We start from the raw sequence: 24,764 nt of genomic DNA, 5'->3' as shown, positions 1-24,764 counted from the left end.
ATCACATTTTTTTATGCTTAAAGCGGTAATCTGAACTCAACCCATGAGGGATGCAACAGAGGAAAAACACTTATGACAATGAATATCACTGGCAAAAACATCGAAATCACCTCTGCAATCCGAGCTCATATTGAGAGCAAATTTAAAAAACTGGAGAAATGGCAAGTAGACCTAATTGGTTGCCAAGCAACTTTCAGTGAGGAACCAAACAAACAGAAGAAATTCGAAGCGGTTATCAAAGTTCCTAAAGGCCAGCTCATTGCCTCAGCAACTCACGAAGATCTTTACGCAGCTATCAACGAAGTGGAGCAAAAACTAGAACGACAATTGAACAAGCTGACCCACAAACCTGAAGCTCGACGTGCAAGTAAGCCTGAGCTAGTGGAAGAAGAAGAGTAAACTGAACAGATTGAGGAAATAGCGCCGAAAGGCGCTATTTTTTTGCTTGACGCTCTCCCCAGCCTTGCTTATTGTGTTTAAACACTCATAAATTAAGCACTATTTATGCATTTAACCTCACTGTTTATTTTTGACTTCTTTTTCCTCCCATAGTTGGAGGGGCGAACTCGTTTGTGAAAGAAAAGTCAAAAACAAACAGAAAGCCTCCCAAATCGGGAGGCTTTTTTATAAGGAAAGAATTGATGACTGACCAACCTATTTCCCTCGAAGAAATTCGTTTACGCTTGAATGAGTTGGATGACCAACTTCTCAGCTTATTGTCTGAGCGCCGTAAACTCAGCATTGAAGTAGCCAAAAGCAAAGTACAAACCTCAAAGCCTGTTCGCGACGCCGTCCGTGAACAGCAATTATTGGTCAAGCTGATTTCTAATGGCCAAGATAAATACGAACTTGACGCGCAGTACATCACCAAACTTTTCCATACCATCATTGAAGACTCAGTTCTGCTTCAACAAAGTTATCTGCAAAATCTCGTTAACCCACAGCAAAGCCGTAAGCCACTTGCTCGCGTCGCTTTTTTAGGAGCCAAAGGCTCTTATTCGCACTTGGCAAGTCGCGAATACTTCAGTCGTAAAAATACGGAGCTTATCGAGCTCAACTGCGAGCACTTTAAAGAAGTGACTCAAACGGTTGAATCTGGCCATGCTGATTATGGCGTTCTGCCAATCGAAAACACCAGCTCAGGCTCTATTAATGAAGTGTATGACTTACTACAACACACGACGCTTTACATCGTTGGAGAGCTAACTCAACCAATCGAACACTGCTTGGTTGCGAAAAAAGACATTCGTCTGGAAGATATTAAAACGCTGTATTCTCACCCTCAGCCACACCAACAGTGCAGTGAGTTTTTAAGCCGTATGAAAGGGGTAAAGCTGGAATCCTGCGCGAGCACAGCAGATGCAATGCAGAAAGTCCAAGAGATGGATCGTGATGATGTGGCTGCAATTGGTAATGCATCAAGCGGTAAGCTATATGGCTTGCAAGCAATTCAAGGCAACATCGCAAACCAAACCGAAAACCATACTCGCTTTATCGTGGTTGCTCGTAAACCGGTTGAAGTTTCTACTCAGATTCCAGCAAAAACCACATTGATCATGTCGACCTCCCAAGAGGCAGGCTCATTGGTTGAAACACTATTAGTGCTGCAACGTTACGGCATCAATATGACCAAGCTGGAATCACGCCCAATTATGGGGAACCCGTGGGAAGAGATGTTCTACGTAGACTTGACATCACATCTTGCTTCGACAGAAATGCAACAGGCACTTGAAGAGCTAACAAAAATCACTAAGCACTTGAAAGTATTAGGCTGTTACCCGAGTGAGAACGTAAAGCCTACGCAAGTAAAATTGAGTTAATAGACACCAGTGAGTAAAAAGATCATGGCAACCCAAAAAGTCGTAATCGCATCGCTAAACCCAGCCAAAATTAATGCAGTTCAAAGTGCATTTCGTAATGCATTTCCGCATCAAGAGTTCAACTTCGTTGGCATCAGTGTACCGAGTGAGGTCGCAGATCAGCCCATGACGAATGAAGAAACTCATCGTGGTGCGCTAAACCGCGTTAAAAACGCAAAAGTAGAGATGCCAAACGCGGATTACTATGTCGGTCTCGAAGCGGGAATTGAAGCAAACGTGACGTTTGCTTGGATGGTGGTTGAGTCAGAGACTCACCGCGGTGAATCTCGTTCTGCAAGCTTAATGTTGCCGCCAAAAGTCTTGGAAAAACTCAAGGATGCGAATGAGTTGGGAGATGTAATGGACAAAGTGTTTGGTACTGATAACATCAAACAGAAAGGTGGCGCTATTAGCCTACTAACCCAAAACCAGCTAACTCGAAGCTCGGTCTATCACCAAGCCTTGATTCTGGCTTTGATTCCATTCACAAACCCTGAGCACTTTCCTTCAAATTTATAACACTCAGCCTATTCTCTAGATACGCAAAAGGGCGGATATTTCCGCCCTTTGTAATACGTTATCTTAGTCAATTGTAACACCAAGGCCTAAAAGCAAATTGGATATACTGTCTACTTAGATACCGCAACTTGTTCTAACAAGACTTTCAACTTGTCTTTTTCTTCATCAGATTTCGACTTTAGTTCGTTAGAGCCACGAGTAATGGTGGCAATGCCCACACCAAGCATCTGACTGATCTGACGTTGAGATAATTCTCCTTTAAGAAGTTCGTTAATTATATTAACGCGTGATATTAATGACTCTCTCTCATCACGTGACATCAGCATTGTTAACAGCATGTCATCTTGCTGGGTGCCCATACTTGTTCGAATTAGCTCAATAATCTGTTGCCAGTCTTTGTACTCGGGTTCGTGCGACATCAAGTTACCTCACTCAATACTTGGTATTGATCTCATGTTGATTCAAGAACGCGCCATCGATACCCAAAAGATCACGATAGTATGTTTCAAACATCAAGATGTTTTGTACATAACCGCGCGTCTCTTTAAATGGAATTGCCTCAATAAAGGCATAAGCATCCACTTTTCCTTGGGTACGCTCTCGCCACGTTTTTACTCTGTTAGGACCTGCATTATAAGCAGCAAGAGCAAAAATACGATTATTATCGTAATCCTCTAATAAACCTTGCAAATAATGGCTACCAATTTCGATATTTTTTCCTACATTGTAGAGATCCTGCGTACCTTGATAACTCAACTTATATTTACGTGCCGTGTACTTCGCCGTCGCAGGCATGATCTGCATAAGACCACGAGCGCCAACTGGAGAGCGGGCTTCAACATCTAACGCACTTTCCTGTCGAGCGAGAGACATCATCGTGACGGGATCAATGTTGTGCTTTTTCGCATAAAAGTTAAACCACCAGCGGTGTGCTATTGGGAACCTAAGTTCGATATTATCCCACATCTGCGCTTGAATACTCGCGGTCACCGTTAGGTGATGCCAACGTTTAAATGATGCATAAGCCGCCAACATCGCCTTTTCATCTTTCCCTACGCGGCGCAGTAAGTGTGCCCATTCACTCTTCGCTGCTGCGATTTTATCCGTCGCGATCAACTCTTCGATACGAGCTAACGAGTCTTGATAGGGTTGAACAACTTTCTTATCCAACTTAACCGTATGCGTTGGGTATTTGATTGATTGCCCGATTGCATTGGCGGCAGCCACACTGTAGAAGTTTCGTTGCCCAAGCAGAGTTGCTAAACGCTGTTTCCCCGCGATGTCATCACCTAACGCTATTTCACTTCTTCCAAGCCAATATTGCCAGCGTAGCGTGGCTTGTTCTTCTTTATTTAGAACAGCAATCCACTCTTGTACGCCTTTCCAACCTGCATTTTGAATCGCTAAGCGGATGCGCGTTTCAATCAACGGTAAGTACTGACTGGTTTTCGTTTTATCATCGCGCCATTTAGCTAATGACTCAGACTCCGTACGAGTCAATCGAAATGCAATATAGTCGGCAAGTTCTTGCGCTTTTTCTGGAGAAAACTTCTGTCCTTTAATGACAGCATCGTACGCACCTTGTGCTTGGCTAGTGTTCATGCGAGCCAACTTTTCTAACGCATATTCACTTTGCGCTCGATTAAAATCATTCGCAGGTTTTTTCTTCGCGAATTCCGCAACACTTGAAGGATTATCAAACAACGCTTTCATTTCTTTGGCTTGTTGCTTTGCCTGCGCTGATTTAGGCAGTTTGAGCAAGTAACTCATCAAACCGCCATTACGAGCATCAAACGCCAGTAACATACGCTGTAGAATCAGTTCATCGGTACGCTCACCCGCCTTGTCCCATGCTTCAAATAATGGGTCACACTCATCAGCAATGCTGATGCCACGTAACCACATATGTTCAGCCCCTTTAAACGCCGCGACTTTCTTGCCTTGCTTTAATTGAGCGACGTAGAAAATACATTGGTAACGCTCACCACTAGGAATGACTTTTTGAAACTCAGTAATGGTTTTCCAATCTTTTTGCTTATAAAGATGATTGAGGTATGGAGCGCGAACTCGACGAGAAAATGGAAAAGACTCGTGCTCAGAAATAAACTCGTTCACCTGTTGTGGTGACTTTTCCGGTAACTGTCTAATAAAAGTGCGGTAATCCACATAAGGCGTTAGTGGATAGTCAGAAATTTTAGGACGAATCGAAAGGTATCCGTCGATGTCATTTTTATCTAATAAATCTTGAGCTTGCTCATATACTTCGCGCTGCTTTTCCAAACTCAGCGCGGCATTAGCACTCAAACTCATAGCACACAACGCGGCGGCGCAGCATACGTTTTTAGCCAATTCAGATACGTTGAATCTCATTTGTGTCATTTTCCCCAGACATATACTGCCCTAAAGCCTAGTTTTGTTAGAGTTCATGTGATGTTAAGGCAATTTTCACACATGCATCTATTTACACAGAATGCAGATGTCCATGTAAAGCAACTTAGTGTATTAAAAATTGTACTCGTCAAACTTTTAAGACGATGGAGACAAAGCGTTTCTAACTCGCATAGAAAACACTTCGTCATTCTTAACGAATAACAAAAGTGTATACCCTAACCGTGTAAGTTTCCGGTCAGCTCAAAATAAGAAATCCATTCGTTAGGGAAATTCTTGCAATGCGGTAACAAAAACAAAGCACTTGGTATAAAATGATGGGTTTGAATGACAGTTAATTTAGGAACGATCGGCAATGGCTGAATACGTATATACCATGTCGCGGGTGAGCAAAATTGTGCCACCTAAGCGTCAAATTCTTAAAGACATCTCTCTGAGCTTCTTCCCTGGTGCGAAAATCGGTGTTTTAGGTCTGAACGGTGCAGGTAAATCCACACTGCTACGTATCATGGCAGGTATCGACACGGATATCGACGGTGAAGCGCGTCCACAACCTGGTCTAAACGTAGGTTACCTACCTCAGGAACCAGTATTAGACGAATCAAAAACCGTTCGTGAAGTTGTTGAAGAAGCGGTTGCTGACGTTGCTGACGCTCTGAAACGTTTGGACGCAGTCTACGCAGCATACGCTGAACCAGATGCAGACTTCGACGCACTTGCAAAAGAGCAAGGCGAGCTAGAAGCCCTTATCCAAGCGAAAGATGGCCACAACCTAGAAAATGCGCTTGAGCGTGCGGCAAACGCACTTCGTTTACCTGAATGGGACCAAAAAATTGCGCACCTATCAGGTGGTGAACGCCGCCGTGTGGCTATTTGTCGCTTGCTACTTTCTAAGCCAGACATGCTACTGCTTGATGAACCTACCAACCACCTAGATGCAGAATCAGTGGCTTGGCTAGAGCGCTTCTTAGTGGATTACACAGGTACCGTAGTAGCCATCACCCACGACCGTTACTTCCTAGATAACGCTGCGGGCTGGATCTTAGAACTGGACCGTGGTGAAGGTATCCCATGGGAAGGCAACTACACCTCATGGCTGGAGCAAAAAGACGCTCGTCTACAACAAGAAGCCTCCCAAGAGAGTGCTCGCCAAAAGACTATCGAGAAAGAGCTTGAGTGGGTACGTAAAAACCCTAAAGGTCGTCAAGCGAAGTCAAAAGCACGTATGGCTCGCTTTGAAGAACTGCAAAGCTCTGATCATCAAAAACGTAATGAAACCAATGAACTATTTATCCCACCAGGTGAGCGTCTAGGTGATAAGGTTATTGAAGTGAAGAACCTGACCAAGTCATTTGACGGTCGAGTTCTAATTGATGACCTGTCATTCAGCATCCCTAAAGGTGCAATTGTTGGTATCATCGGTGCTAACGGCGCAGGTAAATCGACGCTATTCAAGATGTTAAGTGGTACTGAACAACCAGACTCGGGCACAATTGAGATGGGCGATACAGTAAAACTAGCATCTGTCGATCAGTTCCGTGACAGCATGGACGATTCTAAAACCGTATTCCAAGAGATCTCTGAAGGTGCTGATATCATTAAGATCAACAACTTCGAAATCCCAGCTCGTGCATACTGTTCACGCTTTAACTTTAAAGGCAGTGACCAACAAAAGATTATTGGTGAACTATCGGGTGGTGAGCGTAACCGTGTCCACCTTGCGAAGCTTCTTAAAGCGGGCGGCAACGTGTTGCTACTCGACGAACCAACCAACGACCTTGACGTTGAAACACTGCGTGCTCTAGAAGAAGCATTACTAGAGTTCCCTGGTTGTGCAATGGTTATCTCGCACGACCGTTGGTTCCTTGACCGTATCGCGACCCACATCATTGACTACCGTGACGAAGGCCAAGTTAACTTCTACGAAGGTAACTACACAGAGTACATGGATTGGTTGAAGAAAACATTGGGTCCTGAAGCCGCAGAACCACACCGTATCAAATACAAGCGTATTGCGAAGTAATCGCAACCCACAAAGTTTGATTGTAATTTGTACAAAGGCCGCTATCATAGCGGCCTTTGTTTTCTTTGTTATAAAAAGAGCTCATTAGCCCGTCTCGTTCGTTAAGAACATGACATTGCACTTACGTCACTCTGTAGCGACCTCGACGCTTTTCACGTATTCTCCATCAAGCTCCAGCTAAGATAGAACAACGTGACTTGGCAATTGAAGCTAGGATTCAAGATCTTTCCTTGCATGGTTTACTCATGAAAGTGGAAGAGACTGAGGCTTTGGATCCAACCCTTCCAGTCCATGTGACTTTTTCATTTGATCAATCCGAACAAGTGATTACGTTAAAAGCGCAAATTGTGAATGTCTCTAAGTGTGAGATTAGGTTGAAGATCGCTAAGGTAGACATCGAAAGCATTAGCCAACTAAAACGATTTATAGAATTGAATGTAGGCAATAACGACCTTCTGAATCGAGAGTTAGAGCACCTCTCTGGTTTTTAGGAGAAAAATAAATGAACGCCTATTTAAGTAACAATAACTATGTCTAAAAAAATCATCATGCAGATCCCGACGAAAGACGGCGATCAGCAGTTCTATTTGGGCCGCAGTTCGGTCCTAGCAGTATTTGCTTCAGTATTGGCATTACCCGCCGTCGTTGGTGGCGCGTGGTACCTTAATCAGCAGCAGATGCACAATAAAGACGAACTAACACAAATCATCGCCAAACTGGAAAGTGAAAAGGCCGAAGTGACGGCTCTTTACGAAGAACAGCTTGATACCAATCATTCGCTTTCCCAGTCTTTGACGGACAAAAACAATCAAATTCAGCTATTGGGCAAACGGGTATTCGACGTTGAATCGGTTTTAGGTCTCGCAGACGAAGAGTTGATGATCGATGAGAACAGCATGGGGTTAGAGGAGCGAATTGACGCAGCCGCTATCGATTCTGCTGTTCGAGCGACGATGTTCCGTTTGATACCAAATGACAGCCCAGTCACATACCAACGTATTTCTTCTTCTTACGGCAGTCGTATTAATCCGATTTCAGGTAAGAGGCATGTTCATACTGGTATCGATCTGACTTGTAAAAGAGGAGAAGAGATCCTGGCACCGGCTGACGGTGTGGTGGAAACCGTTCGCCCGAGCAATCGTGGTTATGGTAACTATGTCACCATTCGTCACTCATTTGGCTTTATGAGCTCCTTTGCTCATCTACAACGCTTCAAAGTGAAAAGCGGTCAGTTTGTTAGTAAAGGCGACATCATTGCTCAATGCGGTAACTCTGGCAACTCCACAGGGCCACACTTGCACTATGAAGTACGCTTCCTCGGACGAGCACTCAACCCTCAATACTTAATGGAGTGGACGCCAGAAAACTTCAATGACGTCTTTGAAAAAGAGAAAAAAGTGAAATGGGGACCTTTGGTTCAATTGATTGATAACGTTGTACGCCTGCAAGTCAATTTAACCAATTCACCCTATCGCGATACCAGTATCAACACAGTATCAAGTGAAGATACGAGTAATACTGCGACGAACTGATTTGTCCATCAACACGAAAAAGAGCAGCTTACGCTGCTCTTTTTGTTTCGGACTCTGCACGGCTAAATGACCCGTGATTAGCCGCGATGAATATTATCATTCGCCTGTTTGAGTAAGTTTTGGCTCTCATTCATAAATTGTTGAGAATAAGTACCAAACCAATCACTCACCTGCTTAAAGCTTTCGATGAATCGCGCTTTGTCTCTGCTATCCAGAATCGCTACCGCATCACCTAAACGCTGATGGAATCGCTTGATCATATCGATATTCTCTTGAGAAGAGAAAATGATATCACCGTACAAGTTCGGATCCTGACCAAACAGTCGTCCCACCATCGCCAATTCAAGGCGGTAGATTGGCGAGCTTAACTTCAACAACTGATCGATGTTCGGGTTCTCTTTGCTTAGGTGCATACCGTAAGCAAACGACGTGAAGTGGCGCAACGCCTGAATCAACGTCATGCCATGATCGTGCTCTTGTGCATCGATTTGGCACAAGCTTGCGCCCCAAATTCCAAACTGTTGCAATAGCCATTGGTAATGCTCGTGACCACGACCATCACAGTACACAATAACCTGCTTGGCAAGGCTCGGAACATCTGGGCCAAACATTGGGTGTAAACCAACTACAGGACCTTGGTGCACATTCAACATTGCTTGCAGAGGCTTCGACTTGATAGAAGTCAGGTCACACAGAATGCAGTCTGGCGGCAAGTTCCCCAGTTTTTCGATCACCCCTTCCGTTAGATGGATCGGCACCGTGACCACGACTAAACCCGCGTTGTCTAGAATCTCATCTGCATGATCCCAGTCTTTACTACCGAGAACTTTGACCTGGTAGCCCGACAATTTGAACATACGCCCAAACAGACCACCCAATTGACCATTACCACCAATAATAACAACTGAGCGTAAATCAGGGTTCAAACACTTAAAACCGGAATCTTTCTCGCTGGCATAAGACTCACGCATTGTTCGACGCAGAATATCTTCAATAAGCTGTGGAGGAATTCCCATTTTTTCAGCTTCAGCGCGACGAGAAGCTAACATCGCCGCTTCGCGGTCTGGAGCATAAATTGGCAAACCATGTTCGCTTTTTACTTCCCCAACTTTCTCTACGAGCGCTAAACGCTGAGCCAATAGCTCCAACATTTGCTTGTCGACTGCATCAATCTGATCGCGTAATGCGTTAAGTTCAACTGCCATTGATGTTCCTTAAATCCTGTATTAATTAGCCTTTAGACGATTTTCTAAGAAAGGCACTAGCTCTTCATGTGCATGACGTAATAGTGCCTCAGTTGAATCCCAATTGATACATGCGTCAGTGATAGATACACCGTATTTCATCTCTTCAAGAGCTAAGTCAGAAGATTGATTTCCTTCATTGATATGGCTTTCAATCATAAGACCGATAATAGATTTATTGCCTTCACGGATTTGATGAATCACATCCTCCGCGACTAATGGCTGGCGACGGTAATCTTTACGTGAGTTGGCGTGACTGCAATCCACCATTAATGAAGCATCAAGACCAGATTTCGCCATCTCTTGCTCACACTCAGTGACTGATACCGAATCGTAGTTAGTTTGCTTGCCGCCACGTAAGATCACATGTCCATTAGCATTGCCCTGGGTGGTCAACAGTGCGACTTGTCCCTCACGGTTAATTCCCATAAAACGGTGGCTAGAGGACGCAGCTTGCATCGCGTTAATTGCGGTTGCCAAACTGCCATCGGTGCCATTCTTAAAACCGATTGGCATAGACAGGCCGCTTGCCATTTCACGGTGAGTTTGTGACTCCGTCGTACGAGCACCGATGGCTGCCCAGCTAAAAGTATCCGCCAAGTATTGTGGGCTAATTGGGTCTAGAGCCTCAGTCGCGAGCGGGATTTCCATCTCTGCCAACTCCACCAGAAGTTCGCGTCCAACATGCAGACCGTGTTCAATATCGAAACTGCCGTCTAGGTGTGGGTCATTGATCAGGCCTTTCCAGCCGACCGTGGTGCGCGGCTTCTCAAAGTAAACACGCATAACAATATACAGTTGGTCACTTAGTTGTTCAGAGAGTGCTTTAAGTCGCTTTGCGTAATCCTTCGCCGCTTCTACGTCGTGGATAGAACATGGACCGCATACAACAAGCAGGCGGTGATCCTTCTTGTGAATAATATTAGCGATAGTTTGACGAGACTCTTGAATAAAGCGACGTGCTTTTTCACTCAAAGGAAGCTTGGTTTTTAGTTCCTCCGGAGTAATAAGAACCTGTTCTTCGATAATATTAATATTGCTCAACTCACTTTTCTGCATAACTCTAACCTGTATATTTATTTTTACACCCGACCAAACCTTTGGTGAGACAACTAAGCTTTAACGACAAGATAACAGGCTAAAAAAGAAAAACAAGCGTACAGAATAAAAAACATTTAGTGTAAACTTAATCTTACAGTCAAATGAAAAGCCAAAGTATAATTAACTTTGGCTTCTCATCGCTGTTTTGAATCTTTTACAAGAGGTTTAGCTAGTCAAGCGTTTCATCGCTTCACTCGCCGCTTTCCACTCTTGAGATAGCTTAAGTTCGCTTGGAGAAAATGACTGTTTTTTCAGTAATCCATCCGCGAGTGGCACGGTTGAAACCGGTAAGTTGTCTAATACCTCAACGTGCGCTTCTCGTTTATTACACATTAACAACATATCGCAACCAGCTCTCAATGCTTGAGCACCTCGCTCGGCTGAGCTGCCCATAATCGCAGCGCCTTCCATGGTCAAGTCATCCGAAAAAACCAAACCTTTAAAACCCAATTGCTGACGCAGGACCTGTTTTAACCAGTATTCAGAACCGCTGGCTGGTTGAGCATCATAATGTGGGAAAATCACGTGAGCAGGCATCATGGCATCTAAAATACCGGCATCAATTTGCGCTTTGAAGATCGCCATATCTTGTTCAAAAATATCACTGCGCTCATCGTATGGTGTTTCTAGATGTGAGTCTGCAATCACGCCACCATGTCCAGGGAAGTGCTTGCCTGTCGTTGCCATGCCAACACTCTTCATTCCCTGCATATATGCAGTGCTATAGCGAAGAATGGTATCGGCATCTTCACCGAATGCGCGGTTACCGATCGCTTTACATTGATGGCCTTGGTCAAGTACCGGGGCAAAGCTTAAATCAATATCATGGGCAATCAGCTCTGCTGCCATTAACCAACCGCCCATACGAGCAAGCTCTTCACCATTTTGATGTTTAGCGTACTCATCAGCAGCAGGAATTAATGAGAAACCTTCACGAAAGCGCTGCACTCGGCCGCCTTCTTGATCCACACCGATCAAAAACGGGCGCTTAGCCGCCTTTCGGATGGATTGAGTAAGTGCTTGAAGCTGTTCGCTATCATGATAGTTGCGAGCAAATAGAATTAAGCCACCAACCGTAGGATGCTCCAAGATTTCTTTGTCTTCAGCGGTCAGTTCATACCCCGCAACGTCAACCCATAACGGTCCCATGTTTTCTCCTCAAAATCGGCTGAATATCTCGTATTCGATGAGGTTATTCGCTTCAGATTTGCTTTACAATAAGTGAATGAAGAATTGACGAGATCGGCTATGAAATTTAACGAACTGTACATTGGTGTGATGTCTGGAACGAGTATGGATGGCGTTGATACCGCTCTAGTTGAAATAAGCGATGAGCATGTTCGCCTGATTGCGCACGACGACTACCCAATGCCCGCAGCGCTAAAAGACATGCTGTTATCTGTTTGTACCGGTCAAGCAACAAATTTAAAAACCATAGGTGAACTTGACCACCAGCTCGGCCACCTATTTGCAGATGCCGTGTTACAGCTGCTCAATAAGTCTGGTTACGTCGCAGAGCAAATTCGTGCGATTGGTAATCACGGTCAAACAGTGTTCCATCAGCCTACCGGAAACTTGCCGTTTACCACTCAATTGGGCGATGCTAACATTATCGCGGTCAAGACAGGCATTGATACGGTAGCGGATTTTCGTCGTAAAGACATGGCGCTAGGTGGACAAGGTGCCCCACTCGTCCCTGCTTTCCATAAAAGCATTTTTGCGATGCAGGATTCCACAACTGTGGTGCTTAACATTGGAGGCATTGCCAATATCTCTGTACTGCATCCAGAACAACCAGTCATTGGCTATGACACAGGCCCGGGCAATATGTTGATGGACGCATGGTGTGCGCTGCATAAAGGGCAAAGCTTCGACGAAGATGCACAATTTGCACTTAAAGGAACGGTAAACGCTACTTTGTTGACTCAATTACTCAAAGAAGCTTACCTCGCCATGCCAGCCCCTAAAAGTACCGGACGAGAACTGTTCAATATTGACTGGCTGCATCAACAACTGGCCCATCACAATTTACCAATCGAAGACGTACAACGTACACTTTGCGAGTATTCTGCAATTACCATTGCCAACGAAGTCGACAAGTTTTCTCATGGCATCACACCTCAACTATTGGTCTGTGGCGGTGGAGCAAGAAACCCACTTTTGATGCAGCGACTAGCTAAGTTATTGCCACAATGGAGCGTTGCGACAACGGCAGAAAAAGGCGTTGATGGCGACTACATGGAAGCAATGGCGTTTGCTTGGCTTGCGCAGCGCCATATTCACGACCTCCCTAGCAACTTACCGGAAGTTACGGGGGCAAGTCGTCTCGCTTCACTGGGTGTACTCTATTCAAAAAATTAAGGGCAATAGATCCTAAACAAAAAGGCTTAATTCATTATGACGAACGATGCACTTATCGCAGCTTTATCCCATCTGGTATCTGAAGGGCGAAACCCAGACACCATGGACATCGACTTGCTGCCTTCTCTCGATATTGTTCAACGCATCAACCAACAGGACAAACTCGTTCCTCTTGCCGTTGAAAAAGTGTTGCCTGAGATCGCTGAAGCCGTTGATAAGATCACGGAAGCATTTAAGGTCGGAGGTCGGTTGTTTTACATCGGTGCGGGTACCAGTGGTCGACTTGGCGTTTTGGACGCTTCAGAATGCCCACCAACTTTTGGCACAGATCCAGAGATGGTCGTTGGTATTATTGCCGGTGGAAAAGAGGCAATGTTCCGTGCAAAAGAAGGGGCGGAGGACGATCCAGCATTGGGTGAGCAAGATCTTAAAGAGAATACACTAACACAACGCGATGTCGTCGTTGGTATTGCGGCAAGTGGACGAACACCTTACGTGATTGGTGGCTTAGAGTATGCGAACGAGCTTGGTGCCACCACTGTAGCACTATCTTGTAACCCTGACTCTCCGATTGCAGATATTGCTGATATTGCGATTAGCCCCGTTGTTGGACCTGAAGCGTTAACGGGATCCACTCGCTTAAAATCAGGGACGGCACAAAAACTCGCACTGAACATGCTCACTACCGCAAGCATGATTCGCCTAGGCAAAAGTTATCAGAACTTAATGGTAGATGTGAAAGCGACGAATGCAAAGCTAGTTGCAAGAGCGGCTCGTATTGTTATGCAAGCAACAGATTGTACTAACCAAGAGGCTAAAACGGCGCTCAAAGAAACGGACTACGACGCCAAGTTAGCGATTTTGATGATTTTAACCGGGCTGGATAGAGAAAGCGCGACTGAGCAACTGAACGCCAAGCAAGGATATTTAAGAAAAGTCGTGATCGCGCAAACTAATCAATCTTAATCAATAAAGCGCCTCACTTATTTAAAAGTCAGGCGCCTTTTATGGCTCAATTTAGTAGTTCAATCGTTCAATGTGAGTAATACCGACTTTACCTTCAAGGTCACTGAACATATGAACCATTGCTGGGTATGGTTGTGCTCCAGGGTAGACAACTTCTGCATTACAGAAAAACGCATAGTTTTGTCCGGCTACGACTTGAGTAGCCACAACCAAAGGGGAGTATTTGACACCGACAAACCCCTCGATACCTTTAGCAAATACTTCTTTATTCTCTGCTGTGAGTTCATGAAATGGACTCCAGCCACCAGCCATTTGCGTTGACATAATGTGATTCCTTTTTTTCTGTGCTCACTATCAAGCAATATGAACATAGTTTAATAAGGAAGATTTTGCCACATTTATGTGATGCAGACAGTGTAACAACGGCTTTATTGACTATTAATTTGAGTATTCATTCCAACCACGTTGCCATTCCATGCGGAATTTTTGCGCTTGCTCAGTACCTTCACAAACCCCTTCGTAATACTGACCAGATAACCCCATTTGATACGCAAAAGCAGGATTACAGTACTCACGTAAACCTTCTAAATAACCTTGGTCGTAGTCACTTTGCTTAACACTACCCAACTCACGAAGCTCGCTCATCGTGCGCGATGTGTGTCCGGTTATGCCATCTTGATATCCGATCTGATGCCAATCTCCCGACTTGGCAAGATCTGCTGTCGTTGCTGTGCATCCTGCAAGTAAAGCCAGTGCCAGACCTACCGTTACCTTTTTCATGGTTCTTCCTTAAGTAATTGTTTTCAAAAATAAGCTTACCACTAATTATTGGCGCTTGCCGCTGAGCTTGCAGATTTAACCACTGATGACTCAAATCAGCCGCTCAAGACTGTCATCAACCTTTCGCCATTTTTAAAAACCGCTCAAGCAGCATATCGACCACTCAGTGCTCTATTCGACCACTCATCTACTAACCGAATGCATTTAACACAAGTGACGCATAACATGCATCCTGAGATTAAAAAATTACCCTACCCAACTAAGACCAAGGACAATTGCTATGATGTGGTTTCTAACCTGTGTCGCAGCCCTAATCGGCGGATACTTCATCTACGGCGCTTTCGTCGAGAAGATTTTCGGCATCAATGAAAAACGCCAAACGCCAGCTCACACCAAATCGGACGGTGTTGACTTCGTTCCAATGTCAACAAAGAAAGTTTACCTAGTTCAACTACTTAACATCGCAGGTGTTGGTCCAATTTTTGGCCCGATCATGGGGGCACTATACGGTCCTGCGGCGATGCTTTGGATTGTAGTCGGTTGTATTTTTGCTGGTGCAGTACACGATTACTTCTCAGGCATGCTTTCAGTGCGTAACGGCGGTGCATCTGTACCTACCATTACAGGTCGCTACCTAGGTAATGGCGCAAAACACTTTATGAATATTTTTGCCATTGTCCTATTGCTTCTAGTTGGCGTAGTGTTCGTTTCAGCCCCTGCTGGCATGATTACTAACCTCATCAATGATCAAACAAGCTTGAGCGTAAGCATGACTACAATGGTTATTGCTATTTTTGCTTACTACATCATTGCGACGATTGTTCCTGTCGATAAAATCATTGGTCGTTTCTACCCACTGTTTGGCGCCCTACTTATCTTTATGTCTGTTGGTCTAATGACAGCCGTTGCTTTCTCTAGCGAACACACAGTAATGGGTGACTTCCAAGTTTCGGACATGTTCTCTAACCTCAACCCAAATGACATGCCGTTATGGCCTGCATTGTTCATCACTATCGCATGTGGCGCTATCTCTGGCTTCCACGCAACTCAGTCTCCACTGATGGCGCGTTGTATGGAAAATGAGAAAAACGGTCGCTTCGTATTCTACGGTGCAATGATTGGTGAAGGTGTTATCGCGCTAATTTGGTGTGCTATCGCTCTGTCTTTCTTCGGCTCTCTAGACGCTCTATCAGAAGCTGTGAAAAACGGTGGCCCTGGTAACGTGGTATACAGCGCATCATTTGGTCTGCTAGGTGTGTTCGGTGGTATCCTTGCGTTCCTGGGTGTGGTTATCCTACCAATTACGTCTGGCGATACAGCGTTCCGTTCAAGCCGCTTGATCCTTGCTGAATACTTCAACATGGAACAAAAAACGCTACGTAACCGTCTACTGATGGCACTTCCACTGTTCGTTATCGGCGGTATCTTAACTCAAGTAGACTTCGGCATTATCTGGCGCTACTTCGGTTTTGCAAACCAAACAACAGCGGTAATGATGCTTTGGACTGCGTCCGCTTACCTACTGCGTCACAACAAGCTGCACTGGATTACCACTATCCCAGCTATCTTCATGACCACGGTATGTGTCACGTTCATCTTAAACAACAGCTCGCTAGGTTTTGGTCTGCCAATGCAACTATCAACTATCGTAGGTATTGTGTTTGCCCTAGCTGTGACAGGTTACGTTATCAAAACCTCTAAGGGTAAAGGTGAAACTGAACTGGCTGACGAAGAGAAACCACAAGCCGTATCAGAAACAGCGTAATACTCGTCACATCTGAGTGACTAAGATAGGAGCCTGCCAATTGCAGGCTCTTTTTGTTTTATACCCAAGTCACTTTAAGACTCAGAAAGCACAGCATCATTTACTTAGCTGTTCTTATCTATCTGAGCCAAGCATCTTGAGGTTACTTAGGTATACAATAACAACATTGATTCTAGGTTAGGTTCATTATGGAACTGGTCATCTCCCTTTTACAACAGATGTGTGTGTACTTAGTTTTGGCTTACATGCTAAGTAAAACGCCAATCATCTTACCTTTGCTGAGTATTTCTTCGCGCTTAAGCCACCGCCTAATTTGTTACGTACTCTTCTCTGGCTTTTGTATTCTCGGCACCTATTTCGGTCTGCACATCAACGATGCTATTGCCAATACTCGTGCGATCGGCGCAGTTATGGGCGGGCTGTTTGGTGGACCTGTTGTAGGTTTCGCCGTCGGATTTACTGGTGGCATTCATCGATACTCTCTTGGTGGCTTTACTGACCTCGCCTGTGCAATTTCAACCACCGCCGAGGGCGTAATTGGTGGCTTGCTCCACGTTTACCTTATCAAGCGAAATAAAGGCGCATTGCTGTTTAATCCAAGCGTTGTATTCAGCGTCACGTTTGTTGCAGAAGTGGTGCAAATGATTTTGCTGCTCGCCGTCGCGAAACCTTTTGATCAAGCCTATGAACTGGTGTCCGCTATTGCAGCGCCTATGATCATCGCGAACTCATTTGGTGCAGCGTTGTTCATGAGTATCCTGCAAGACAGAAAAGCAATCTTTGAAAAGTTTTCTGCGACGTTTTCGCGTCGAGCGCTCACCATTGCTGATCGCTCAGTGGGAATTCTAAGCAACGGCTTCAACACCGAAAACGCAGAGAAAATCGCGCGTATTATTTACGAAGAAACCAAAGTGGGCGCTGTCGCGATTACTGACCAAGAAAAAATCTTAGCGTTTGTGGGCATTGGCGATGATCACCATAAACCAAACACGCCGATTTCATCGCAAAGCACATTAGACTCCATGGAGAAAAACGACATCATTTATCTTGATGGCGCGGAGCGTCCATACCAATGCTCCATTGCAAAAGATTGCAAGCTCGGATCTGCGCTGATCATCCCACTGCGTGCAGGGAAAGAGGTCATTGGTACCATAAAGCTGTATGAACCGAAGCGTAAATTGTTCTCGACGGCCAACATGTCGATGGCGGAAGGAATAGCCCAGCTTCTATCTAGCCAAATCCTTTATGGCGATTACCAACAACAACAAGCCTTACTCGCCCAAGCAGAAATAAAATTGCTTCACGCTCAGGTGAATCCACACTTTTTGTTTAATGCACTCAATACTATTAGTGCGATTACTCGTCGTGACCCTGACAAAGCGCGCGAGCTAATCCAAAATCTATCGCACTTCTTCCGCAGCAATTTAAAGCAGAACATTAATACCGTGACGTTAAAGGAAGAGCTTGCACATGTGAACTCGTACTTGAGCATCGAAAAAGCGCGTTTTACGGACCGCTTAGAGGTTGAAATCGATATTCAACCTGAATTGCTGGACATCAAATTACCAAGCTTTACACTCCAGCCTTTGGTTGAGAATGCCATTAAGCATGGCATTTCAAACATGCTTGAAGGTGGTAAAGTTCATATCTACAGCGAAGCACACCCACAAGGTCACTTGATTATCGTCGAAGACAACGCAGGCAGTTTTGAACCGCCAAAAGAAAACCACTCAGGGCTAGGTTTAGAAATTGTCGACAAACGTCTCACTAATCAATTTGGACGTGATGCAGCGCTAAAAATCACGTGCGAGCCACATCAATTTACTAAAATGAGCTTTATCATTCCCCCAAAATCATAAAAGCACGCTGAAGCAATAAAGGTAATGTTGGATGTTAACCGCACTCGTCATTGATGATGAACAGTTTGCTCGTGAAGAGCTAGCAGAGTTACTGGATGAAACAGGCCAAGTTGAGGTCGTGGGCGATGCCTCAAACGCAATCCTTGGCCTAAAAAAAATCAATGAACTCAAGCCTGATGTGGTGTTTCTCGATATCCAAATGCCTCAAGTCACGGGGATTGAATTACTAGGGATGCTTGATCCAGAAACCATGCCTTATGTGGTTTTTGTCACGGCTTATGATCAGTATGCGATTCAAGCATTTGAAGACAATGCCTTTGATTACTTGCTCAAACCTGTCGACCCATGCCGGTTAACTAAAACGGTCAAACGACTAAACAAAGTCATTAGCCAATCCGCCCTAACGCAACAACTGTCTGCTATTACACCTGACACGTTGGATCAGATACCGTGCATCGGACACAACCGCATCGTTATCATGGCCACCGACACGGTGGAATGTGCTTACAGTGATATCAGCGGCGTGCATGTACGCTCCACCAGCCAAACCGCGAGCACCCAACTGACATTAAAAACGTTGGAAGAGAAAACCCCTCTAGTCCGCTGCCATCGTCAATACTTAGTCAGTATTAAAGCAATTAGCGAAATCAAGTTACTGGAAAATGGGTTAGCGGAAATCATCACCAAAACAGGCTTTGAGATACCAGTAAGCCGCCGCTACTTAAAGGTGCTCAAAGAGATGCTCGGCATTAGCCACTAACACAAAAACTTCACACATCATCGCTGAGTTTCCGCTAGCGTATAAATAGGACACTCTGAAAAGACGAGGCGACGATGTATAAAGTATTATTCATATGTAAGCACAACGCTGGACGAAGCGTCCTCGCGGAGTCAATCGCAACCAATATCCTGCCAGCAGATTTTAGTGTCACCAGTGGAGGCTCACATCCCACAGGCAAGGTGCACCCATTGGTGCAAAAATACTTAGATGACCACCAACTCCCCATTCCGCATATCCACACGCATTCATGGGAGGAGCGAACTCAGTTTCTTCCCGACATCGTTATTATTCTCTGTGATTCTTTACATCAAGAAACCGCTCCTCAGTGGCTTGCAGGTGGTGTTCGAGTAAACTGGCAAGTTGATGCTTTTCCGACCGATGGTTCTGATGAAGACATGTACGCACATTGCGAAAAGGTTGCTCAGTCGCTTGAGCGAAGAATCACGAAGATGTCTGATATGATTATCGATGGTTTAGGAAAAGACCAAATTCGTGATTACCTAAATGAGTTAAGAGAGATGTAAAAAAGGCGACCCACAGGTCGCCTTTTGAATATTCGATAAATGGAGACTAATCCACTTGCTTGATTTGCAGTTCTTTAGGTACTTCAAAGAACATATTCTCTTCACGGCCAAGTACTTCATCAACCGCTTCGGCACCGACGAGTTCTTTGATTCGCTCTAGAATCTGATTAACGAGCTCTTCCGGAGCAGATGCTCCCGCAGTCACGCCGACCTTTGTTTTGCCTTCGAACCACTCAGGTTTGATATCTTCCGGACAGTCGGTTAAGTAGCCAGGTGTCCCTAGCTTTTCAGCTAGCTCTTTAAGACGTGTAGAGTTTGATGAGTTTTTAGAACCCACCACAACCATCACATCTACGTCACCAGCTAATTCACGTACGGCATCTTGGCGGTTTTGTGTCGCGTAACAGATATCGTCTTTACGTGGACCTTGGATATCTGGGAACACGCGGCGTAGCTCTTCGATAACATCGGCAGTTTCATCGACAGAAAGCGTCGTTTGGCTTACGTAATGAAGATCGGATGGATCTTTCACAATCGCCTTCAGTTTCTCGACATCGGCTGGAGTTTCAACCAAGTACATACCACCGGTTTCACTGGCGTATTGCCCCATCGTACCTTCGACTTCAGGGTGACCTGCGTGACCAATCAGAACCACTTCCATATTACGACGGCTCGCACGCGCCACTTCCATATGCACTTTGGTTACTAAAGGACACGTTGCGTCAAATACGGTCAAATCACGCAGCTTGGCTTCCTGACGAACCGCCTGCGATACACCATGAGCAGAAAAAATCACAATGTTGTTGTCTGGCACTTCATGCAGCTCTTCAACGAAGATAGCACCACGCTGTTTTAGACCTTCAACCACAAAACGGTTATGCACCACTTCATGACGCACATAAATCGGTGGCTGATACATCTCTAGCGCACGCTCTACGATGCTAATCGCGCGGTCAACACCAGCACAGAAACCACGTGGGTTAGCTAACAGGATTTTCATTTCATTGCTCATGGAAGTTATCTTTTATTTGGTTCGCTATTCTACTGACAAAATTTCAACTTCGAAAGTCACGTCTTGTCCCGCTAGAGGATGGTTGAAGTCCACAGTGACTGAATCGCCTGCAATCTCTGTAATAATGCCCGGGATTTCCATGCCATCAGGGCCACTGAAGGCCATGATTGTACCAACTTCCACTTCTGCATCACCTACAAATTTAGTGCGATCCATATAGTGAATATGATCAGGGTTTGGCATACCAAACGCGTCTTCTGCCTTTAGCTCAATCGCTTTTTGTGCGCCTGTTTCGAGGCCTATCAAGCACTGCTCAAAGTTTTCACTCAAGCTGCCATCACCCATAACAAATTTCGCTGGTTTACCCATGTTATGAGTACTATCTGCAACCGATCCGTCTTTCATTTTAATCGTAAAGTGAAGGGTTACTACCGATTCATTGGTTATTGTTGTCACGTTAATGCTTCCTTGTTCTTGGGTTATTACGCTGTCAGCTTGGTCTTTTTATACATTGATATGCTGATTGGCGCTCCAACATAATAAAAAGCGTCGCTCGAATCAACGGACGACGCTTAGGGTTATTCGATATACCGCAAAAGATTACTTGTCAGCGTCTTTTTTACGGAAGCCATCCAGAATAATCATTGCCGCACCAATACAGATCGCCATGTCAGCAAGGTTGAATGCTGGCCAGTGGTAGTTACCCCAGAAGAAGTCTAGGTAATCAACAACAAAGCCATGAACGACGCGGTCAAACACGTTGCCCACTGCACCACCAATAATCAGTGCATAAGCAATGTTGTTCCATTTTTCTTTTGCTGGAAGCTTACTCATCCAGTAGGTCAAAAGACCCGTAACAACAAACGCGATACCTGTAAATAACCAGCGCTGCCAACCAGCTTGATCGCTCAAGAAGCTGAAAGCGGCACCGTAGTTATGAACGTAAAGTAGGTTGAAGAATGGCAACACCTCAATTCGGTTTGCCCATCCGTAGCCCATGTTGTCCATCACCACCAATTTGATGCCAATATCTGCAATAAATACCAGAATTGCTAACCACAGCCAGCGAACTCCAGATTGCTTTAACGTCAGTGCTTTTTCACTCATTACTTTACCTACAAACAGCCCCAGTAAATACTGGGGCTGTTAATTTAAAAAAAAGTTCAGTCGTTCTAGGCAATTACGCGAATTTACGTACTTCACCTTCGCCGTCTACGTTAGACACACAACGACCACAGATTTTCTCGTGACCTTCAATTGTGCCTACGTCTGGCGTGTGGTGCCAACAACGATCACACTTCTCGCCTTCAGCTGCTGCTACTTCAACAAATAAGCCTTCGATATCTGTGGCTTGTGCTGCATCCGTCTTCTCACCTAGAGGCTTAACTTTCGCCGCAGAGGTTAGTAGAACAAAGCGCAGTTCATCTTCAAGTTTGTTGATCTTCGCCGCTAGTGCGTCATCAGCAAATAGAGTCACTTCAGCTTGTAGTGCACCACCAATGGTTTTCTCTTTACGCGCATCTTCTAGAAGTTTGTTTACCGCACCACGAACCGCTTGGATCTCAGACCAGAATTCGTTGTTCAGCTCTTCACCTTCAGCAAGACCGAATAGACCGTCGAACCACTCACCAGTGAATACGAACTTGTCGCGTTGACCTGGCATTTCGTTCCAGATTTCATCTGCAGTGAACGACATGATTGGCGCCATCCAACGAACTAGCGCTTCTACGATGTAGTAAAGTGCAGTCTGACAGCTACGTTGAGCGTTGCCGCCACGTTTTGCTGTGTACTGACGGTCTTTAATTACGTCTAAGTAGAAAGAGCCCATTTCGATTGAACAGAATTGCATTAGACGCTGAGTTACACCGTGTGTGTTGTACTCTTCGTATGCTTTAACAATCTCTTCTTGTGCTGCTAGTGCACGACCAACCGCCCAGCGATCTAGCGCAACCATCTCTTCAACAGGAACGATGTCTGTTTCAGGGTTGAAGCCGCTCAAGTTAGCTAGGAAGAAACGCGCTGTGTTACGGATACGACGGTACGCATCTGCGCTGCGTTTTAGGATTTCATCAGAAACCGCAACTTCACCAGTGTAGTCTGTAGAAGCAACCCATAGACGAAGAATGTCAGCACCTAGCTTGTTGGTTACGTCTTTTGGCGCAACCACGTTACCGATAGATTTAGACATCTTACGACCCTGACCGTCAACCACGAAACCGTGTGTCAGTACTTGTTTGTAAGGTGCTTCGTCTTTCATCGCAATAGATGAAATTAAAGAAGATTGGAACCAACCGCGGTGTTGGTCAGAACCTTCTAGGTATAGGTCTGCACTATTGCCGTTGTACTCTTCACGAGCATCAACAACAGAGAAGTGAGTGACACCTGAATCGAACCATACGTCTAGCGTATCTAGCACTTTTTCGTATTGGTCAGCGTCAGCACCTAGTAGTTCAGCGGCATCGACATCCCACCATGCTTGGATGCCTTTCTCTTCAACCAGCTTAGCGACTTTCTCGATCAGCTCTAGCGTGTTTGGATGAAGTTCTGCTGTTTCTTTATGAACAAACAGAGCAATTGGCACACCCCAAGTACGTTGACGAGAGATACACCACTCAGGGCGACCTTCGATCATACCTTCGATGCGGCTTTGACCCCACTCAGGCATCCACTCTACATTCTTGATTGACTCTAATGCTTTAGCACGTAGGCCAGCTTGGTCCATAGAAACGAACCATTGAGGTGTAGCACGGAAGATGATTGGGGTCTTATGACGCCAACAGTGTGGGTAGCTGTGCTCGTAAGCGTGGTGGTGTAGTAGTGCACCTTTTTCTTTTAGTACTTCTACTACTGCATCGTTCGCTTTAAATACGTGCTGACCAGCAAATAGCTCTGTATCTGGTAGGTAAACACCGTTTGAGCCAACTGGGTTTGCTACTTCTAGGTTGTACTTGTTACCAACCGCGAAGTCTTCTTGACCGTGACCAGGAGCAGTGTGAACAACACCAGTACCTGAATCAGTCGTAACGTGATCACCAAGGATCGCCGGTACAGTGAAATCGTAGAATGGGTGTTGGAATTGAGAAAGCTCTAGGTCCGCACCTTTAGCAAAGCCAAGGTTGTGGAAGTGCTCGATACCCGCACGGTCCATTACGTCTTTCGCTAGCTCAGCAGCAACGATGATACGCTCAGCGTTGTCGCCTTCTGTTTGGATAAGCACGTACTCTAGATCATCACGTAGACATACTGCGCGGTTTGCAGGCAGTGTCCAAGGTGTTGTTGTCCAGATAACGATAGATACGTCACCGTGACCTTCATGACCTTCTGTCAGTTCAAATTTAGATAGCAGTGCCGCTTCGTCAGCCGCTTTAAAACGAACGTCGATAGATGGCGATACTTTATCTTTGTATTCTACTTCCGCTTCAGCAAGAGCAGAACCACAGTCTGTACACCAGTGAACAGGTTTGAAACCTTTTAGCAGGTGACCATTGCTTGCGATCTTACCAAGAGCACGAATAATGTTCGCTTCAGTTGCGAAATCCATAGTGCGGTATGGCTTGTCCCACTCACCCATGATACCAAGGCGTTTGAAGCTCTCTTTCTGACCTTCAACCTGACCTGCTGCGTATTCACGACATTTCTCGCGGAATTCCGCTGCTGTCACTTTTTGGCCTGGCTTACCTACTTTCTTCTCTACCATTAATTCGATTGGTAGACCGTGGCAGTCCCAGCCTGGGATGTAAGGTGCGTCAAAACCTGAAAGTGTTTTGGATTTAATAATAATGTCTTTAAGAATCTTGTTTAGTGCGTGACCAATATGAATGTCACCATTTGCGTAAGGAGGGCCATCGTGCAATACGAATGACTTTTTGCCTTTCTTAGCTTTACGGATTTCACCGTAAAGATCTTCTTTGTACCAACGCTTAAGCATTTCTGGCTCACGATTGGCCAGGTTGCCGCGCATTGGAAACCCTGTTTCAGGTAAGTTCAGGGTATCTTTATACTCACTCATCGATTCTTAATTCCGTTATATTGGGCGAAAATTAGACATTA

22 protein-coding genes, 1 pseudogene and 1 other annotated feature are annotated in these 24,764 nt (G+C 45.2%); of the genes and pseudogenes, 12 read left to right on the top strand and 11 right to left on the bottom strand.

Features of this window, described 5'->3' with window-relative positions:
* Positions 1-72 precede the first annotated feature (72 nt).
* The 3 genes from hpf to yjjX all read left to right on the top strand — a co-directional run bounded on the left by hpf (position 73) and on the right by yjjX (position 2,378).
* Complete coding sequence (hpf, locus tag R7127_RS19895) at positions 73-399, top strand: ribosome hibernation-promoting factor, HPF/YfiA family (protein WP_005381889.1); 327 nt, start codon at positions 73-75, stop codon at positions 397-399.
* 108 nt (positions 400-507) lie between these two features.
* Positions 508-629 (top strand) — a sequence feature (Phe leader region).
* A gap of 12 nt (positions 630-641) precedes the next feature.
* A complete protein-coding gene (gene pheA / locus R7127_RS19890) occupies positions 642-1,820 on the top strand; it encodes a prephenate dehydratase (RefSeq protein ID WP_017636154.1) in 1,179 nt (392 codons plus the stop codon).
* A gap of 24 nt (positions 1,821-1,844) precedes the next feature.
* Positions 1,845-2,378, top strand: coding sequence for an inosine/xanthosine triphosphatase (gene yjjX, locus R7127_RS19885; protein WP_025768441.1), 534 nt, complete (start codon positions 1,845-1,847; stop codon positions 2,376-2,378).
* 110 nt (positions 2,379-2,488) lie between these two features.
* Here yjjX and trpR read toward each other — a convergent pair whose 3' ends face one another.
* The gene (gene trpR / locus R7127_RS19880) at positions 2,489-2,797 is read right to left on the bottom strand and encodes a trp operon repressor (RefSeq protein ID WP_005381892.1); all 309 of its coding nucleotides are present in this window, start codon (positions 2,795-2,797) and stop codon (positions 2,489-2,491) included.
* A gap of 13 nt (positions 2,798-2,810) precedes the next feature.
* Positions 2,811-4,757, bottom strand: coding sequence for a transglycosylase SLT domain-containing protein (locus tag R7127_RS19875; RefSeq protein WP_411913360.1), 1,947 nt, complete (start codon positions 4,755-4,757; stop codon positions 2,811-2,813).
* Between the two features lie 364 nt (positions 4,758-5,121).
* Here R7127_RS19875 and ettA point away from each other — a divergent pair, with 364 nt between their 5' ends.
* The 3 genes and pseudogenes from ettA (at position 5,122) to R7127_RS19860 (ending at position 8,321) form a co-directional block, all read left to right on the top strand.
* Positions 5,122-6,789, top strand: a complete 1,668-nt coding sequence (gene ettA, locus R7127_RS19870; protein ID WP_005381894.1) for an energy-dependent translational throttle protein EttA — start codon at positions 5,122-5,124, stop codon at positions 6,787-6,789.
* A 203-nt stretch (positions 6,790-6,992) separates the two neighbouring features.
* Positions 6,993-7,291 (top strand): annotated as a pseudogene (locus tag R7127_RS19865) (PilZ domain-containing protein).
* Positions 7,292-7,319: 28 nt separating this feature from the next.
* The gene (locus R7127_RS19860) at positions 7,320-8,321 is read left to right on the top strand and encodes a M23 family metallopeptidase (RefSeq protein ID WP_005381900.1); all 1,002 of its coding nucleotides are present in this window, start codon (positions 7,320-7,322) and stop codon (positions 8,319-8,321) included.
* Between the two features lie 77 nt (positions 8,322-8,398).
* On the opposite strand, the gene tyrA is transcribed toward R7127_RS19860, so the two are convergent.
* The 3 genes from tyrA to nagZ all read right to left on the bottom strand — a co-directional run bounded on the left by tyrA (position 8,399) and on the right by nagZ (position 11,815).
* Positions 8,399-9,526, bottom strand: coding sequence for a bifunctional chorismate mutase/prephenate dehydrogenase (gene tyrA / locus R7127_RS19855; protein ID WP_086046539.1), 1,128 nt, complete (start codon positions 9,524-9,526; stop codon positions 8,399-8,401).
* 21 nt (positions 9,527-9,547) lie between these two features.
* The gene (locus R7127_RS19850) at positions 9,548-10,624 is read right to left on the bottom strand and encodes a 3-deoxy-7-phosphoheptulonate synthase (protein ID WP_005381904.1); all 1,077 of its coding nucleotides are present in this window, start codon (positions 10,622-10,624) and stop codon (positions 9,548-9,550) included.
* A gap of 207 nt (positions 10,625-10,831) precedes the next feature.
* Positions 10,832-11,815: a beta-N-acetylhexosaminidase gene (gene nagZ, locus R7127_RS19845; RefSeq protein ID WP_104975871.1), complete on the bottom strand. Its 984-nt coding sequence runs from the start codon at positions 11,813-11,815 to the stop codon at positions 10,832-10,834.
* A gap of 99 nt (positions 11,816-11,914) precedes the next feature.
* Between nagZ and R7127_RS19840 the strand changes: the two genes are divergently transcribed.
* Both R7127_RS19840 and murQ read left to right on the top strand, forming a co-directional pair.
* Positions 11,915-13,027, top strand: a complete 1,113-nt coding sequence (locus R7127_RS19840) for an anhydro-N-acetylmuramic acid kinase (RefSeq protein WP_104975870.1) — start codon at positions 11,915-11,917, stop codon at positions 13,025-13,027.
* Between the two features lie 36 nt (positions 13,028-13,063).
* Complete coding sequence (gene murQ, locus R7127_RS19835) at positions 13,064-13,993, top strand: N-acetylmuramic acid 6-phosphate etherase (protein WP_318148480.1); 930 nt, start codon at positions 13,064-13,066, stop codon at positions 13,991-13,993.
* Positions 13,994-14,044: 51 nt separating this feature from the next.
* Here murQ and R7127_RS19830 read toward each other — a convergent pair whose 3' ends face one another.
* Positions 14,045-14,317, bottom strand: a complete 273-nt coding sequence (locus R7127_RS19830) for a hypothetical protein (RefSeq protein WP_005381911.1) — start codon at positions 14,315-14,317, stop codon at positions 14,045-14,047.
* Between the two features lie 114 nt (positions 14,318-14,431).
* Positions 14,432-14,773 carry a DUF2799 domain-containing protein gene (locus R7127_RS19825; protein ID WP_005381912.1) on the bottom strand — a complete coding sequence of 114 codons (342 nt, stop codon included), beginning with the start codon at positions 14,771-14,773 and terminating at the stop codon, positions 14,432-14,434.
* Positions 14,774-15,053: 280 nt separating this feature from the next.
* On the opposite strand from R7127_RS19825, the gene R7127_RS19820 reads away from it, so the two are divergent.
* The 4 genes from R7127_RS19820 (at position 15,054) to R7127_RS19805 (ending at position 19,702) form a co-directional block, all read left to right on the top strand.
* Positions 15,054-16,538, top strand: a complete 1,485-nt coding sequence (locus R7127_RS19820; RefSeq protein ID WP_005381914.1) for a carbon starvation protein A — start codon at positions 15,054-15,056, stop codon at positions 16,536-16,538.
* Positions 16,539-16,726: 188 nt separating this feature from the next.
* Positions 16,727-18,397 (top strand): sensor histidine kinase, encoded by a 1,671-nt coding sequence (locus tag R7127_RS19815; protein ID WP_104975869.1) that lies wholly within the window; start codon positions 16,727-16,729, stop codon positions 18,395-18,397.
* A 31-nt stretch (positions 18,398-18,428) separates the two neighbouring features.
* Complete coding sequence (btsR, locus tag R7127_RS19810) at positions 18,429-19,157, top strand: two-component system response regulator BtsR (protein ID WP_005381917.1); 729 nt, start codon at positions 18,429-18,431, stop codon at positions 19,155-19,157.
* 74 nt (positions 19,158-19,231) lie between these two features.
* Positions 19,232-19,702, top strand: coding sequence for a low molecular weight phosphatase family protein (locus R7127_RS19805; RefSeq protein ID WP_017821496.1), 471 nt, complete (start codon positions 19,232-19,234; stop codon positions 19,700-19,702).
* A 46-nt stretch (positions 19,703-19,748) separates the two neighbouring features.
* Here the strand turns inward: R7127_RS19805 and ispH are convergent, their stop codons facing one another.
* The 4 genes from ispH to ileS all read right to left on the bottom strand — a co-directional run bounded on the left by ispH (position 19,749) and on the right by ileS (position 24,723).
* On the bottom strand, positions 19,749-20,714 hold the full coding sequence (ispH, locus tag R7127_RS19800; protein WP_017636164.1) for a 4-hydroxy-3-methylbut-2-enyl diphosphate reductase: 966 nt from the start codon (positions 20,712-20,714) through the stop codon (positions 19,749-19,751).
* Between the two features lie 24 nt (positions 20,715-20,738).
* Positions 20,739-21,170 carry an FKBP-type peptidyl-prolyl cis-trans isomerase gene (gene fkpB, locus R7127_RS19795; RefSeq protein ID WP_005381922.1) on the bottom strand — a complete coding sequence of 144 codons (432 nt, stop codon included), beginning with the start codon at positions 21,168-21,170 and terminating at the stop codon, positions 20,739-20,741.
* A 144-nt stretch (positions 21,171-21,314) separates the two neighbouring features.
* Entirely contained in the window at positions 21,315-21,821 is a 507-nt protein-coding gene (lspA, locus tag R7127_RS19790; protein WP_005385948.1) for a signal peptidase II, read from the bottom strand.
* Between the two features lie 73 nt (positions 21,822-21,894).
* Positions 21,895-24,723, bottom strand: coding sequence for an isoleucine--tRNA ligase (gene ileS, locus R7127_RS19785; RefSeq protein ID WP_017821497.1), 2,829 nt, complete (start codon positions 24,721-24,723; stop codon positions 21,895-21,897).
* Positions 24,724-24,764 lie beyond the last annotated feature (41 nt).

It is taken from the genome of Vibrio sp. 1159 (genome assembly GCF_033340395.1).
Lineage (GTDB): Bacteria > Pseudomonadota > Gammaproteobacteria > Enterobacterales > Vibrionaceae > Vibrio > Vibrio alginolyticus.
Note: the sequence above shows the minus strand (reverse complement) of the source record. Positions and strands in the feature narration are given on the sequence as shown.